The 14,520-nt window shown below is 69.5% G+C and carries 15 protein-coding genes; 3 read left to right on the top strand and 12 right to left on the bottom strand.

The window, feature by feature from the left end; genetic code table 11:
* Positions 1 to 69: 69 nt before the first annotated feature.
* The 3 genes from trpC to ACFQ27_RS08150 are packed head-to-tail and all read right to left on the bottom strand — an operon-like array spanning position 70 to position 2,464.
* Positions 70 to 858, bottom strand: a complete 789-nt coding sequence (gene trpC / locus ACFQ27_RS08160) for an indole-3-glycerol phosphate synthase TrpC (protein WP_377353224.1) — start codon at positions 856 to 858, stop codon at positions 70 to 72.
* Positions 855 to 1,874 (bottom strand): anthranilate phosphoribosyltransferase, encoded by a 1,020-nt coding sequence (trpD, locus tag ACFQ27_RS08155; protein WP_377353223.1) that lies wholly within the window; start codon positions 1,872 to 1,874, stop codon positions 855 to 857. The genes trpC and trpD overlap by 4 nt, the downstream gene beginning before the upstream one ends.
* Complete coding sequence (locus tag ACFQ27_RS08150; RefSeq protein WP_374346719.1) at positions 1,874 to 2,464, bottom strand: anthranilate synthase component II; 591 nt, start codon at positions 2,462 to 2,464, stop codon at positions 1,874 to 1,876. Before ACFQ27_RS08150 ends, trpD begins: the two co-directional genes overlap by 1 nt.
* Before the next feature lie 79 nt (positions 2,465 to 2,543).
* Between ACFQ27_RS08150 and ACFQ27_RS08145 the strand changes: the two genes are divergently transcribed.
* Positions 2,544 to 2,759 (top strand): hypothetical protein, encoded by a 216-nt coding sequence (locus ACFQ27_RS08145; protein WP_374346718.1) that lies wholly within the window; start codon positions 2,544 to 2,546, stop codon positions 2,757 to 2,759.
* A 4-nt stretch (positions 2,760 to 2,763) separates the two neighbouring features.
* Here ACFQ27_RS08145 and ACFQ27_RS08140 read toward each other — a convergent pair whose 3' ends face one another.
* From ACFQ27_RS08140 to ACFQ27_RS08105, 8 genes are all read right to left on the bottom strand, one after another.
* Positions 2,764 to 3,033, bottom strand: a complete 270-nt coding sequence (locus ACFQ27_RS08140) for a PepSY domain-containing protein (protein WP_374346717.1) — start codon at positions 3,031 to 3,033, stop codon at positions 2,764 to 2,766.
* A gap of 8 nt (positions 3,034 to 3,041) precedes the next feature.
* Positions 3,042 to 3,743: an energy transducer TonB gene (locus tag ACFQ27_RS08135; protein ID WP_377353221.1), complete on the bottom strand. Its 702-nt coding sequence runs from the start codon at positions 3,741 to 3,743 to the stop codon at positions 3,042 to 3,044.
* 48 nt (positions 3,744 to 3,791) lie between these two features.
* Entirely contained in the window at positions 3,792 to 4,472 is a 681-nt protein-coding gene (locus tag ACFQ27_RS08130) for a Fe2+-dependent dioxygenase (protein ID WP_377353220.1), read from the bottom strand.
* 8 nt (positions 4,473 to 4,480) lie between these two features.
* Positions 4,481 to 5,554 carry an alpha-hydroxy acid oxidase gene (locus ACFQ27_RS08125; RefSeq protein ID WP_377353219.1) on the bottom strand — a complete coding sequence of 358 codons (1,074 nt, stop codon included), beginning with the start codon at positions 5,552 to 5,554 and terminating at the stop codon, positions 4,481 to 4,483.
* A gap of 46 nt (positions 5,555 to 5,600) precedes the next feature.
* Positions 5,601 to 7,844, bottom strand: a complete 2,244-nt coding sequence (locus ACFQ27_RS08120; RefSeq protein WP_377353218.1) for a TonB-dependent receptor — start codon at positions 7,842 to 7,844, stop codon at positions 5,601 to 5,603.
* A gap of 222 nt (positions 7,845 to 8,066) precedes the next feature.
* A complete protein-coding gene (locus ACFQ27_RS08115) occupies positions 8,067 to 8,660 on the bottom strand; it encodes a PepSY-associated TM helix domain-containing protein (RefSeq protein WP_377353217.1) in 594 nt (197 codons plus the stop codon).
* 50 nt (positions 8,661 to 8,710) lie between these two features.
* Positions 8,711 to 10,243: an anthranilate synthase component I gene (gene trpE, locus ACFQ27_RS08110; protein ID WP_377353216.1), complete on the bottom strand. Its 1,533-nt coding sequence runs from the start codon at positions 10,241 to 10,243 to the stop codon at positions 8,711 to 8,713.
* Positions 10,240 to 12,183 carry a peptidylprolyl isomerase gene (locus ACFQ27_RS08105; protein WP_377353215.1) on the bottom strand — a complete coding sequence of 648 codons (1,944 nt, stop codon included), beginning with the start codon at positions 12,181 to 12,183 and terminating at the stop codon, positions 10,240 to 10,242. The genes trpE and ACFQ27_RS08105 overlap by 4 nt, the downstream gene beginning before the upstream one ends.
* Before the next feature lie 163 nt (positions 12,184 to 12,346).
* Between ACFQ27_RS08105 and tpiA the strand changes: the two genes are divergently transcribed.
* Complete coding sequence (gene tpiA, locus ACFQ27_RS08100; protein ID WP_377353214.1) at positions 12,347 to 13,090, top strand: triose-phosphate isomerase; 744 nt, start codon at positions 12,347 to 12,349, stop codon at positions 13,088 to 13,090.
* Between the two features lie 48 nt (positions 13,091 to 13,138).
* On the opposite strand, the gene ACFQ27_RS08095 is transcribed toward tpiA, so the two are convergent.
* Positions 13,139 to 13,756 carry a TetR/AcrR family transcriptional regulator gene (locus ACFQ27_RS08095; RefSeq protein WP_377353213.1) on the bottom strand — a complete coding sequence of 206 codons (618 nt, stop codon included), beginning with the start codon at positions 13,754 to 13,756 and terminating at the stop codon, positions 13,139 to 13,141.
* Positions 13,757 to 13,876: 120 nt separating this feature from the next.
* Here ACFQ27_RS08095 and ACFQ27_RS08090 point away from each other — a divergent pair.
* A partial coding sequence (locus ACFQ27_RS08090) for a TolC family protein (protein WP_377353211.1) occupies positions 13,877 to 14,520 on the top strand: 644 nt, incomplete at its 3' end.

The following is a 14,520-nucleotide window of genomic DNA, read 5'->3' as shown; positions in this document are numbered from 1 at the left end:
TACCCACAAGCCCGCTGATCTTTCAGGGCTTTTTCCGGCGCGCGGGACGCCTGGGCGCGACTCGGGCGCTCAGCCCAGCAGGGCCCGCGTCGCGGCTTCCACGTCGGCCTGGCGCATCAGGCTTTCGCCCACCAGCATGGCCTTGGCGCCGCTGCGCTCGAGGCGGGCGACGTCGGCGGAGGTGAAGATGCCGCTTTCGGTGACCAGCAGGGCGTCGGCAGGGATCATGCCCGACAGGCGCTCCGTGATGCCGAGATCGGTCTCGAAGGTGCGCAGGTTGCGGTTGTTGACGCCCAGCAGGTCTGCGCCGAGCGTTACAGCGCGGACCACCTCGTCCTCGTCATGGGTCTCGACCAGGGCGTCCATGCCGAAGCGCCTGGCCTCGGCCAGAAGTTCGGCCGCCAGGGCGTCGTCCACCATGGCCATGATCACCAGGATGGCGTCGGCGCCGAGGGCGCGGCTCTCGGCCACCTGCCACGGATCGACCAGGAACTCCTTGCGGATGGCGGGCAGGGCGGTCGCGTCGCGGGCGGCGGCCAGATAGGTGTCCGCGCCTTGGAAACTGGGGCCATCCGTCAGCACCGACAGGCAGGCGGCGCCGCCCCGCTCATAGGCGGCGGCCAGGGCCGGCGGGTCGAAGTCGGCGCGGATCAGGCCCTTGGAGGGCGAGGCCTTCTTGACCTCGGCGATCAGGGCCAGCTTGCCCGGCGCATGCTTGCGCTCCAGGGCGGCCTTGAACCCGCGCGGCGCCGAAGCGGCGAAGGCGGCGCCTTCGAGGTCGGTGTAGGACCGGGCGGCCTTTCGCTCGGCGACTTCGTCGCGCTTATAGGCGGCGATCTTGTCGAGAATGTCGCTCATCGGGGGGCGCTCGTAATCCGGGCCAGGGTGTCCAGGGCGGCCAGGGCCGAGCCGTCGTCGATAACCTTGGCGGCCAGCTCGACGCCCTCGCGCAGGGTCTCAACCCGGTCGCCCACCAGGAAGGCGGCGGCGGCGTTCAGCAGCACGATGTCGCGATAGGCCCCGGTCTTGCCGCCCAGCATGTCGCGCAGGGCCAGGGCGTTCTCGACCGGGCTGCCGCCGGTGATGTCGGCCAAGGCGCCGCGGGGCAGGCCCACGGCCTCCGGGGTGATGGTGAACAGCCGCACCTGGCCGTCGCGCCATTCGGCGACGCTGGTCTCGCCGGTGATGGTCATCTCGTCCATGCCGCCGCCGTGGACCACCCAGGCGCGTTCGGCGCCGAGCGCGCCCAGCACACGGGCCAGGGGCTCGACCCAGCGGTCGGCGAATACGCCCAGCACCTGGCGCTTGGCGCCGGCTGGATTGGTCAGCGGGCCCAGCAGGTTGAAGATGGTGCGGAAGCCCAGCTCGGCGCGGATCGGCGAGACGTGGCGCATGGCGCCGTGGTGGGCCGGCGCGAACATGAAGCAGACGCCGGCCTCGTCCAGGGCCTTCAACTGCACAGCCGACGGCGCAGCGATATCGACGCCGAGCTCGGTGAGCACATCGGCGGTGCCGGATTTGGACGACATCGCCCGGTTGCCGTGCTTGGCGACCTTCAAGCCGCCAGCGGCGGCCACGAAGGCCACCGCCGTGGAGATGTTGAGCGTGTGCAGGCCGTCGCCGCCGGTGCCGCAGACATCAATGGTCGGATAAGGCACGTCCAGCGCCACGGCGGCCCGGCGCATGGCCCGCGCGCTGGCGGTGATCTCACCCACCGTCTCGCCGCGCAGGCGCATGGCGGTGACTGCGGCCGCGATCTGGGCCGGGGTAGGTTCGCCGCGCAGGCAGGCGGCGAAAAACTCCTGGGCGTCGTCCTCGCTGAGCGTCGCGCCGTCAGCGAGACGGCCGAGCAGCGGCTTGAAGATGTCGGACATCAGGCCTCGGCGGGAACTTGCACGCCGGCCAGGGCCAGGAAGTTGGCCAGCAGGTGGTGGCCGCCCTCGGTGGCGATGGATTCCGGGTGGAACTGGACGCCGTGGATCGGTCGGGTCTTGTGCTGGAAGCCCATGACCTCGCCGTCGTCGGTCCAGGCGGTGATCTCCAGGACGTCGGGCATGGTCTCGCGCTTCACCGACAGGCTGTGATAGCGGGTCGCGGTGAAGGGGTTGGGCATGCCCTTGAACACGCCCTTGTCGGTGTGATGGATCGGGCTGACCTTGCCGTGCATCAGGGCCTGGGCGCGGATGACTTCGCCGCCGAAGGCCTGGCCGATGGACTGGTGGCCCAGGCAAACCCCCAGGATCGGCAGGTCGGCCGGCGCGGACTCGATCAGCGACAGGCAGATGCCGGCCTCGTTCGGCGTGCACGGGCCGGGCGAGAGCAGCACACCTTGCGGCTTCATGCCGAAGGCCTCGGCGACGCTGAGGGCGTCGTTGCGATAGACCACCGTCTCCGCGCCCAGCTCATTGAGATAGTGGACGAGGTTGTAGGTGAAGCTGTCGTAGTTATCGATGACCAGGATCATGGTTCACCTCTAGGCCGCGCTTGGCCCTGCGCCAAGTCTTCGCATTGCATGGACATGGGGAAGGCGCGAGCCTGAGGCCATGTCGACGACCGATTCCCACCTGCCGGGTCCGGCGCTTGAGACCGGGGCCATGGCCCGGGCCCGGGGCCTGCTTTCCCAGCCCCTGCCCAAGGATAGCACCTGGCCGGTGCTGGGCGCCGCGGCCCTGGCGGCGGCGTCCGCCCTGATGCTGGCGACCGCCATGATCATGGCCCCGCCGGTCATCACAGAGCACGTGGTGCAGTCGAGTCGCTGACCGCTTACTTGGCGGGGACGCGCTCGAAGGTCTTGGGATCGAAGAACACCTCGACCGGGCGGTTGCTGGAATCGTAGCCGTAGACCTCGTAGCAGCCGTTGGTCACGACGATCTTGCGCACCGTCCAGCCTTGGGCCTTGAGCATTTTCTGCAGGTCAACCGAAGGGCGGCGGTCGGCGCGGGTGGCCTCGCACTTCACGTCGCCGTGGGCGGCGGCTTCCCCGGCGAGGCCGAGGACAGTGGCGAAGGCGGCGAGGGTGATGAAGCGGCGCATGGTTGAACTCAACGGGTCTTGAGGGAGAAGGCCATCGGCACGATGACCCAGGCGGAGACGGCGCGGCCGTCCTGCTTGGCGGGCACGAAGCGCCAGCGGCGCTTCACCACGTCGAGGGCGGCGTCATCGAGGGCCGGATAGCCGCTGGACCGCTCGATGCTGACCTGTTCGGCGCGGCCTTCTGGAGACACCAGCACCTTCAGCCGGACGATTCCCTCGTGGCGTTTCACGCGGGCCTCATAGGGGTACTGAGGACCGGGATTGTTCAGATAGGCCGCGGTGAAGCTGGGCGGCGTCGTGGCCGGAACCGGTGGGCCGGGCGGCGCCACGGTGGCCGGCGCCTCGGCTTGACTGGGGGCGGGCGAGGGGGCCACGGCGGCGGCGCGGGTCACCTCGGGCAGGACCTCCGGCGTCGGGGTCGGCCGCGCCTGTTCGAGGTCCGGCTGGCGGGTCTCGGGCTTCGGCGGGGGCGGCGCGCTCGGCGGCCGCTTCAGATCCTGGGGCATGAAGGCCGCCGCTGGAATGAGCGAGACCTCCATCGTCGGGTCGGGCCTGGCCTGGATCTGCTCAGCCCGCACAGCCAACAGTACGATCAGCAGGATGACATGGACCACGGCGGCGATCCCGCCAGCGATGAGCCAGTTTCGCGGCGGCAGGGACAGCCGCAGCTTGGGCAGTTCAGGATCCGGGGCGGTGGCGATCAGGGACATGGCTCTCGCCTACATGAAACTCATTCGCATTTGAAGTCGCAACTGCAATCAGGTGGCGGCCCAGCGACGAAGCAGGTTGTGATAGACGTGGGTCAGCCGCACGAGCTCGGCGTTGTCTGGTCCCGCCGTGGCGGTCAGGCCCTGGATCGCGCGGTCCAGGTCGAACAGCAGGGTCCGATCAGTGTCATCGCGCACCAGGCTCTCGATCCAGAAAAAGGCGGCCACGCGCGCCCCGCGGGTGACAGGCGTCACCCGGTGCAGGCTGCTGGACGGATAGAGCACCATCGACCCGGCTTCGAGCTTCACCTCCTGGACGCCGAAGGGGCCCTCGATCTGTAGCTCGCCGCCCTCGTAGGTATCGGGTTCGGCGAGGAACAGGGTCGCTGACAGGTCGCTGCGCAGGGTCTCGCCGGCCAGGGTCTGCAGGATCGCGCTGTCCACGTGGGCGCCGTACTCGCCGCCGTCCTCGTAGCGGTTGAACTTGGGCGGATAGATCTTCCGCGGCAGGGCGGCGGAGATAAACGTCGGGTGCGCACGGACCCGGCGCAGCACCTCCTGGCTGAGGCTGAGGGCCGGCTCCGCGGCGTCGTCGAGCTGGAGGTTATGCTTCTGGCGGCGCGCGATCCCTCCGGCCGTAGCGGCGCCGTCCTGCCAGGCGGCGGTGTCCAGCCGCTCGCGCACGGCGGCGACCTCGGACTTGGACAGCAGGTTTTCGATGGCGATCAGCATGGGGCGCTCTAGGTGGCCGCGCCGAGGCGGCGGATGGCGGCGAGGTCGGGACAGCCGGCGAGGGCCATGTTCAGCTCCAGCTCCTCGCGCAGCAGCCGGATCATGTGGGCGACGCCCAAGGCGCCGGCGACGGCCAGGGCGTAGGCTTGCAGCCGCCCGACCAGGACCGCATCGGCCCCGTGGGCGATGGCGGTGAAGACATCGCGGCCGGACCTGACGCCCCCGTCCATCAGGACCGGAACGGTGTCGCCCACCGCCTCTCGGATCGCGGGCAGGGCGCTCAACGCCGCCGGCGCGCCGTCAAAGGCGCGGCCACCGTGGTTTGAGACGATCAGGCCGTCGGCGCCAGCGGCCAGGAACTGGCGGGCGTCTTCGGGATGCAGCACGCCCTTGATCCACAGCGGCAGGCGGGTCTCGGCCTTCAGCCGGCCGATGTCGCTCAGGCGCGGCGCATGGCGCATCGGGCCGCCGAACACCCGGCTTTCACCGGACGCGAGGGGCGGCGGCGCCGGCGCGGGATAGGCTGTGAGGTTGGCGGCGACGCTGCCCTCGCCGGTGAAGCCGGCGCGCAGGGCCCGCAGGCTGGGGGTCTGGACGGGGGCGTCCACCGTCAGCACCAGGCCCTGGTAGCCGGCGGCCTCGGCGCGGCGGACCAGGTCCAGGCTCACCGCCCAGTCGGGCTGGAGATAGAGCTGGAACCAGCGGGCCGGGCCGGCGGCCTCGGCGATGTCTTCCAGGCTGTTCGAGGACAGGGTGCTGCAGACAAGGCCCGCCCCGACCACCGCGGCGGCCTGGGCCGTCTCAAGCTCGCCCCGCGGATGGTAGAGCCCCTGATGAGCCAGGGGCGCGAGCAGGATCGGATGCGAGAGGTCGATCCCGCCGACCCGCGCCCGGGTGTTCGCGCCGTCGAAGTCCACCAGCATCCGCGGCGTCGTGACCGCGGCCTCAAAGGCGCTGCGGTTGCGGGCCAGAGCGGCCTCGCCGCCCGACCCGCCCGCGGTGTGGGCGAACACCGCGGGGCTGAGGCGCTCTTCGGCCAGGCGCTCATAGTCCTGGGCGCAGAACACCCCGGGGGGAAGCACGGGCCGCGCCGCGGCGAGGCCCGCTCCAGCTCCGATCCGGGTGGGATCAGAACTCATAGGTGAGCGTCAGCCGCGCGTTACGACCGTCGCCCTTGTAGAGGAAGGCGCCCGACCGATAGACGGCGAGGTAGTAGTTCTCGTCCGTCACATTGCCCAGGTTCACCTTGGCCTGCAGGTCCTTGTTGATCCGATAGGTCGCGAACAGGTCCAGGGTCGTATAGGCCGGGACCGGCTGGCTGTAGGTCCCGTCAGTGGTGGAATAGGCCGCCGCCGTGTCGGGCTGGCCGCCATAGCGCTTGCCCTCGTGCTTGATCACGCCGCCGACATAGAAGCCTTCGCGGATCTCGTACTTGGCCTGCAGCGAGGCTGAGACGTCGGCGAAGTTTGAAAGGGTCTTGCCGACGTTGGCGGGCGTGGCCGAGGCCAGGACCTCGGCTTCCATCCAGGTCACGCCGCCGACCACGGACAGGGCGTCGGTGATCTGGCCGCTGACGCCCAGTTCGACGCCGCGGACGCGGTTCTTGCCGGTGTTGAAGGTGCCGACCGAGGAGTAGTCGGCGCCCTCCATGACCTCCTTCTTGGTCGACTGGAAGGCCGCGGCGGTGAGCAGCAGGCGCTCGTCCAGGACGTTCCACTTGGCCCCAAGCTCGAGGTTCAGCGACTTCTCCGGCTTCGCCCCGGCGACCTTGCCGTTGTAGATCACCGTGCCGCCGTAACCGCTGGAGGTGCCCACGTCGGACTCGCCGCCATTGATGTCGGCGCCGGAGGCGGCGCTGGCATAGATCATCAGGCCGGGCGCCAGGCCATAGGTGACGCCCAGGTGGCCGTTCCACAGGGTGTAGGAATAGGCGTAGTTGGCCCGGGCCAGGGTCGTGGTGTTCTGGGTCCCCAGGTCGAAGTCGAAGCTGTCCACCCGCACGCCGCCGAACACGGTCAGCTCGTCGGTCAGGTCCACCGTGTCCATCAGGTAGGCCGACAGGGTCTTGACCCCCCAGTCGGTGTCCCAGGTCCCCCTAACCGCCTGGCGGCCCATCAGGGTCGACAGGTTCGGCGCGATGGCTCCGGTGCGGTCATAGATGCAGTAGGCGTTGAGGGTCGTGCTCGTGCCAGAGGCGCAGTTGAAGGCGCCGGTGTTGGTGGTGGCGAACACGCCGTTGAGCACCTTGTGGTCGGTGTATTCCAACCCGGCCACCAGCTGGTGCTTCAGGCCGAACAGCTCGGTGTCGATGAACAGGTCGGTCTGGTTGGCCAGATACTCGACCTCCTGCCAGCCCTGGTGGGTCGACAGGGTGGCCGACAGATAGGCGCCGCCCGGCGCATTGGCCGAGGTCAGGATCCCGCGCGCGCCGGTGGTCAGGTAACTGTTGTCCGACTTGCCATAGCGCAGCAGGTTCTTCAGGCGCACGGCGTCGCTGAAGCTGTAGTCAACGCGAGCGGTGAAGGTGTCCACGTCCGACTTCAGGAAGTCCTGGGCCTGGGCGTAGGCCGGGGCGTGCTTGTTCGGCTGCTTGTTGTAGAGCCAGCTGCCCAGATCCGGCAGGTCCTCAGCGCGCAGGCCGTAATAGTCCACGGTCACCGACAGCTTGTCCGTGGGGGCGTACAGGCCCGACAGGGCCAGGCCGGTGCGTTCGCGATTGGCGGGCGAGCGCTCGGGCACGTCCTCGCGGGCGTAGAGCAGGTTGCCGCGGACGGCGAAGGTCTCACCGAACGCGTGGTTCACGTCCAGGGTCGCCCGGACGTGGTCATCGGTCCCGACGGCCAGGTCGGCCTTGCCGAAGTTGAAGGCGGTGTTGGCCTGCTTGGTGATGGCGTTGACCGCGCCCCCGGCCGCGCCGCGACCGGCGAAGGTGGCGCTGGGGCCCTTGGTGATCTCCACCTGCTCGACGGCGAAGCTTTCGCGGATGGTCATGCCGGGGTCGCGCAGGCCGTCGACGAACACGTCGCTGCGGGCCTCCTGGCCGCGGATGATGTAGCGGTCGCCGAAGGCGTTGCCGTTCTCACCGGTGCCCAGGGTGATGCCCGGCTGGGCGTCCAGGATTTCCGACAGGGAGCTATAGCCGGCGTCGTCGATGGCCGACTTGGTCACCACCTGCAGGGTGGTCGGGGTCTCGGCGATCGGGCGGGTGCGGCGCTGGTCGCCGGAGGTCTTGGCCTTGTAGGGCACGCCCAGCTGGGCGTTCGGGTTCGGGTCGATGGCGGTGTCCTCGACCTTCACGGTGGCAAGTTCGCCGGCGGCTTCCTGGGCGGCGGCCTCGGCCGGGGCCAGCATGGAGACCGCAAGGCCCAGCATGGCTCCTGCCGTCAGGGGCGCGGCGGCGAGACGAAGGCTGGCCGGTTGGCGCGTGGGGGTCCGTGAAACACTCATCGATACTGATTCCCTTGGCTGAGCGGAGGAGGCTCAATTCGGGTGTTGTGTTATTGCGAGGCATTCGCAGTTGCAAGCCATAATCGCGACGCATTCGCAATTGCAGTCGCAACAAGATGGCGCCTTGATGTGGGTCAACGCCTCGGGTCAGAGCGCGTGGGCGGCAATCAGCCAGACGCCCAGGGGGATGGCGACTCCGCCAAGGATCAGCGGCCAGGTGACCGGCCGGGCGCGGGCGTTGGTGAGCAGCAGGCCGAGCCCCGTGCCGGCGAAGACCAGGCAGGCGACGGCGAAGACATCGATCAGCAGGTTCCACGCCTTGGGCGAATAGCGCCCGGTATGCAGGTCGTTGGCGGCGGCGACGAGGCCCCGGGCCTCGATCTCCACCAGGGTCTGGCCACCCGGCCGGTCGATGACGGTGGTGGTCTGGCCGCCCGGCCGCTGCTGGACCAGTTCCACCGCCTCCGCGCTCCAGGTCGCGGCGGCGTCGCCGGTCCGGACCTTGAACTGCTTGTCCAGCCAGGCCCGCGCAGCGGGCGGCAGCGGAGCCTCGCCCTGCGCCGGCCCGGCCGCCAGAACCTTCTGGACCTCGGCGGGGGCGATCGCGCGCGTCTGGGTGACGCGTGGCTCCGGCTCGAAAGTCCCGGCGTGATTGAGGGTCAGGCCGGTGGCTGCGAACATGAGCAGCATCGCCAGGCACAGGGCCGAGGCGATCCAGTGCCAGCGCCGCAACTCGCGCATCAGGACGAGGCGTACAGCCCGAGGCGGGCGGGGCGGCTCTGCCATGGCGGTCAGACGAACCGCCAGGCTTCCTCTGTGGCCCGGCGGATGGCGCGGGCCTTGTGCAGGGTCTCGTCGTATTCGGCGTCAGGATCGCTGTCGGCGACCACGCCGCCGCCGGCCTGGACATAGACCTGACCGTCCTTGAAGCAGGCCGTGCGCAGGACGATGCAGGTGTCGACGCTGCCGTCGGCGCCGAAATAGCCGACCGCGCCCGCATAGGCGATGCCGCGCTTTTCGATCTCGAGCTCGTCGATGATCTCCATGGCCCGCACCTTGGGCGCGCCGGACAGGGTGCCAGCGGGCAGGGCGGCCATCAGCACGTCCACGGGATCCAGGCCTTCCGGCGCATCGCCCTCGACGTTGGAGACCAGGTGCATCACGTGGCTGTAGCGCTCGACGAAGAAGCTGGCGGTCACCCGCACCCGCGGCGCCCGGCTGGTCGGCGCCGCCTGGTTGGCGCCTTGCGCCTTCAGCATGGCCACGCGACCCACATCGTTGCGGCCCAGGTCCAGCAACATCAGGTGCTCGGCCCGTTCCTTGGGATCGGCGATCAGTTCGGCCTCGAGCCGGCGGTCCTCTTCGGGCGTCGCGCCGCGCGGCCGCGTGCCGGCGATGGGGCGGATGGTGATCTTGCCGTCGCGCAGGCGCACCAGGATCTCCGGCGAGGAGCCTGCCAGCTGGAAGTCGCCGAAGTTCAGGTAGAACAGGAACGGCGAGGGGTTCATCCGCCGCAGGGACCGATAGAGCGCAAAGGGCTCATAGGCGAAGGGCGCACGGAAGCGGTGGCTGGGCACCACCTGGAAGATGTCGCCGGCCCTGATGTATTCCTTGGCCTTCTCCACCATGCCCCGATAGGTGTCGCGGCTCACCGGGGTGGTGAACTGGTCGGGCTGGGGCGCGCCCTGGCCGGTCAGCGGCGGGGCGGGCTTGCGGAAGTCGGCCATGACGGCCTCAAGCCGGGCCTGGGCCTCGGCGTAGGCCTGGGCGGCCGGGGTGGCCGACGGGCGCACCGTGGTGACCAGGATGATCTCCTGGGCGATGGCGTCGAAGATGGCGACGATAGAGGGCCGGGTCATCAGGCCGTCGGGCAGGCCGAGCGGGTCCGGATTGACGTTCGGCAGCTTCTCCACCAGCCGGATCATGTCGTAGCCGATGGCCCCGAACACCCCCGCCGACATCGGCGGCAGGCCGGCCGGCAGGTCCAGGCGGCTGGCGGCCACCAGGTCGCGCAAGGAGTCCAACGCGCCGCCCGCCTGAGGCGTGAAGCGGCCGGCCTCGATGTCCGCGCCTTCCGCCACCTCGGCGACGTCGCCGCGGCAGCGCCAGACCAGGTCCGGGTTCATCGTGATGACGGAATAGCGGCCCCGCCAGGCGCCGCCCTCCACCGACTCGAACAGGAAGGCGTAGGGTCGGCCCTGGGCGATCTTCAGATAGGCCGAGACCGGGGTCTCGAGATCGTCGATCAGACGGGTCCAGACGACCTGCGAGGCCCCGAGCGCGTATTTCGCCTCAAAGTCCGCCTGGGCCGGTTCGATCGTCACTGGTCCTTCTCCGATTTGGAGGTCTTGGCCTTGTCGCCCTTGCCCTTGGTGTCCTCGGGCTCCAGGCCCAGGGCGGCGCGCGCCTGGTCGGTGTTCACCTTCACCTTCAGTTCGGTGCGGGCGTAGCGACGGGCGTCGGCGCCCAACTCGCGGAACAGGGCCATGGTCACCTGCGGTCGCATGTCCTCGGTGGCGCGGGCCAGGGTCGAGCCGGACGGCGCGTGCACGCCTTCCAGCTTGGCCACCACCAGGCCGAAGGCCTGGCCGTTCTCGGCGGTGAACACGTCGCCCTTGGGCAGGTTGAAGGCCTTGCCCAGGGCGTCGCGCGACAGAGTCTGGTTCTGGGCGGCGTTCTGGCGGTCAAGGCCGGTGACGCGCACCACGCGCTGGCCGACGGAGCCGGCCACGGCTTCCAGGCTCTCGCCCTTCTTGACCCGGGCGGCCAGTTCATCGGCCTTGGCCTGCAGGCGCTTGGTCATCTCGCGCAGCATCCACACGCGGACCAGCTGCGGCTTGACCTCGGCCAGCGGCGGCAGCGCCTTGCCGATCACCTTCTCGACGCGGACGGCGAAGTACTCGCCCTGGCCAGCGTCTTCGATCTCGCTGTCGGTGCCGGCGGCCAGGGCGAAGGCGGTCTTCAGCATCTGGGGCGTGACGCCGGGGACAGGCTGGCCGTTCAGGCCCTGGCCTTGTTCCGTGACCGGACCCAGGGTGATGGTCGGGGCGCCGGCCTTCTTGGCGGCTTCGGCCAGGCTGGCGCCGCCGGCATGGGCGTCGTCATAGGCCTGGCTGATGTCGTAGACCTTCTGGGCGGCGGCGTCCTTGCGCAGCTCGGCCTCGAGCGCCGGGCGAACCTCTTCCAGGGTGACCGTGTGGCCGGGGGTGATAGCGCCCACGATGACCACCGCAGTGCCCAGGTCGCCCTGAACCACCGACACCCCGCCGCGGGGCAGGGAGAAGGCCGCCGCGCCCACCTTGGAGTCGGCGATCGCGGTGCGCGGCTTGTCGGCATAGATGATGGCTTCGGCGCCGACCGACTTGGCCACAAGGCTCGGGTTCTCGCCGCTGCTCAGGCGCTGGGCCACGGCCTGGCCGGTCTTGGCGTCCTTCACCGGGATCTGGGCCACAGTGCGGGTTTCCGGCTGGGACAGGGTGTCCTTGCGATAGTCGAAGCGCTTCTTCAGCTCAGCTTCGTCGATGGGCAGGTTCTGGCTGACCATGGACGGGCTGAATTTGACCACCGTCAGCACCCGGAACTCGGGCCGCATCAGCTGGGCGGCGTTGTCCTTCATGAACTGGGTCAGCTGGGCGTCGGTCGGCAGGGCCGGCTGAGCCACGCTGCGCGGATCGACCGCGAAGAAGCCGACGTCACGGGTTTCCATGTCCATCACGGCGCCGAGCGCGGTGTAGGCGCGCGGCACGCGCATGCCGTTGACCATGCCGGAAGCGAAATGGTTCTGGGCGATGTCGTCGCGCATCCGCTGCTCGAACTCGGGCGCGGTGAACTGGTTCTCGCCCAGCTTCTGCAGATAGAGCGTCTTGTCGAAGCGGCCGGAGACCTGGTCGAAGAAGGCCGGGATCTTTTCCAGCTGGGCCTTCATCAGGCTGTCGGCGGGCTTCAGGCCGATCTTGCCCAGCAGGGCCGCGAAGCCTTCCTGGTTGGCGAGTTCTTCCAGCAGACGGGCGTCGAGATGGTTCTCGATCGCGATCTCCTGGGTGACCGGCTGGCCGACCTGCTGCTCCAGGCCCTTACGGTACGAATCGAACTCCCGCTTGAACTGTTGCGGGGTGACCGTGCGCGACCCAGCCGTCACGACCGAGTTGCTGATGCGGCCGCGGAACACGTCCTGGACCCCGAATACGGCGAAGCTGACGATCAGCAGCCCGATCAGGAGGGTGGCGAACCACGACTTCGCGAAGGCGCGGAAACTGGCGATCATTTGAACCTTCTCCGCCGCTTCGGGCGATGCTTGGAACGCGGGGTATAGTTGAGGCCGCTCCCGACCCGCAAGCCGCCCCGATGTCCGGACAGCGTCGAAGCGGGGTGACAGCCGGCTTCCGGCGCCTTAACCGCCGTGCGAAATCGACAAAATCGAGGCCGTCATGTCCAAACCCACTCCTCTGATCGCTGGCAACTGGAAGATGAACGGCCTGGCCGTGGCGCTCAGCGAGGCCAAGGCGGTGGCCGCCGGCCTGGAGGGCGTCAGCGCCCGGGTGGCGATCTGCCCGCCGGCGACCCTGGTGGCCCGGGCCGCTGAGGCCCTGGCGGGGACCAAGGTTGCGGTGGGCGGCCAGGATTGCCGCGCCGAGGCCTCGGGCGCCTTCACCGGCGATGTGGCCGCCGAAATGCTGGTCGACGCCGGCGCGGCCCTGGTGATCCTGGGCCATTCCGAGCGCCGCGCGGGTTATGGCGAGACGGACGCCGTCGTCGCCGCCAAGGTCGGCGCGGCCCTGCGCGCGGGCCTGGAGCCCATCGTCTGCGTCGGCGAGACCCTTGAGGAACGCAAGGCCGGCAAGGCGCTGGAGATCGTCACCGGGCAGGTGAGGGGCTCTTTGCCCGCCGAACTGGCCGGCAAGGCCTTCACCGTCGCCTACGAGCCGGTCTGGGCCATCGGCACCGGCCTGACCCCCACCACGCCGGAGATCGAGGAAGTGCACCGCGCCATCCGCGCCACCCTGGTGGAGCAGTTCGGCGACCAGGGCGCCGGCGTCGCGATCCTCTACGGCGGCTCGGTGAAGCCCTCCAACGCGGCCGAAATCCTCCATGCCGATGAAGTGGGCGGGGCCCTGGTCGGCGGCGCCTCGCTGAAGGCCGAGGACTTCCTGGGCATCATCAAGGCGGCCTGATCGCCGCAGGACCCGTCCATTCCCAACCAGACGGGAGTGGGCGGTGATCTAGTGCGGGGCGTAGGCGCGCAGGAAGGTTTCGACCGCCTGCTGCACATGCTCGTCGATCTGGGCGTCGGTGAAGTCGCCCAGGACGCCCCAGAGCTTCTGCTGGTGGATGTTGGACAGCACCAAGTCCTTGAACTGAGCCGCGGCGATCCGTGGATCGGCCTCGCTTAGCCGCCCCGCGGCGATATCGGCGGCCATGTAGGCGCTCAGCCGATCCTGGATCTGGCGGGGGCCAGATTCGTAGAAGGCTGCGCCGATCTCCGGAAAGCGTTCGGTCTCGGCCACGATGATGCGCTGGAGCCGGATCGGGCCGTCCTCCAGCAGGCGGCTCAGGATCACCCGGCCGAAGTGGGTCAGGCGCTGGCGCATTTCGCCGTCTGGCGGCACGTTCTCAAACAGGGAGGCCGCAAGGCCGGCGCACTCGCGGGAGACGACCGCGCCGAACAATTCCTCCTTGGATTTGAAGTAGTTGTAGAGCGTGCCCTTCGAGCCGCCCAGGCGCGTGGCGATGGCCGACATCGAGGTCGCGGCGAACCCTTGCATCATGAACACATCGCGGGCGATCTCCAGGATCGTCTCCCGGCGTCGGTCGTCTCGCTTGGGTAGGGGCGCGGCCATCGATCCTCCAACTGGGTCAGGCTTGTAGCTTGACGGCGTCCTCGTGTCCAATATATGACCGTACCGTACGGTCAGTAAAGTGACCCTGAATTTCTCCGCAACTTCTCCCCGAGGCGCGGCATGTCCCGAACCCTCATTCCCGTGCTGGCGGGCGTCTTGGCGCTTTCCGGTTGCGCGGCCATCCCTGATCTCGGCGCAGCGCCCCGGCCGGCCGCAGCCGGCGGATTCGCCACAGCCAAGGCTTTCTCGGCCCCGACGGCGGAATGGCCCGCCGACAGCTGGTGGACCGCCTACGCCGATCCCCAGCTCGACCAGCTTATGGCCGAAGCGCTGAAGGGGTCTCCAAGCCTGGCCCAGGCCACGGCGCGCCTGCGGGCTGCTGAAGCCGGGGCGGACAAGGCCCGGGGCGCGACCCTGCCCAGCCTGTCCCTCAGCGGCTACGCGGCGGAGAACAAGCAGAGCTACAATGCGGGCTTCCCCAGGGCCTTTGTGCCCGAGGGCTACAAGGACACCGGCCAGGTGAAGCTCGACGCCGGCTTCGACCTCGACCTGTGGGGCCGCAATCGCGCCGCCCTGGCCGCCGCCACCTCCGAGGCCCAGGCCGCGCGGGCCGACGCCGCTCAGGCGCGGCTGATCCTGACCACCTCGCTCGCGTCGGCCTATGCCGACTTCACCCGACTGGGCGCCGAGCGCGAGGCCGCTGAGGCCGCCGCCCGCAATCGCGCCGCCACCGCCGACCTGGTCGCCCAGAAGCTGGCCCATGG

Origin of the sequence: Phenylobacterium conjunctum, assembly GCF_042679085.1 — a bacterium.
GTDB classification, from domain to species: Bacteria; Pseudomonadota; Alphaproteobacteria; order Caulobacterales; family Caulobacteraceae; genus Phenylobacterium; species Phenylobacterium conjunctum.
This window is presented reverse-complemented; position numbering and strand designations above follow the sequence as displayed.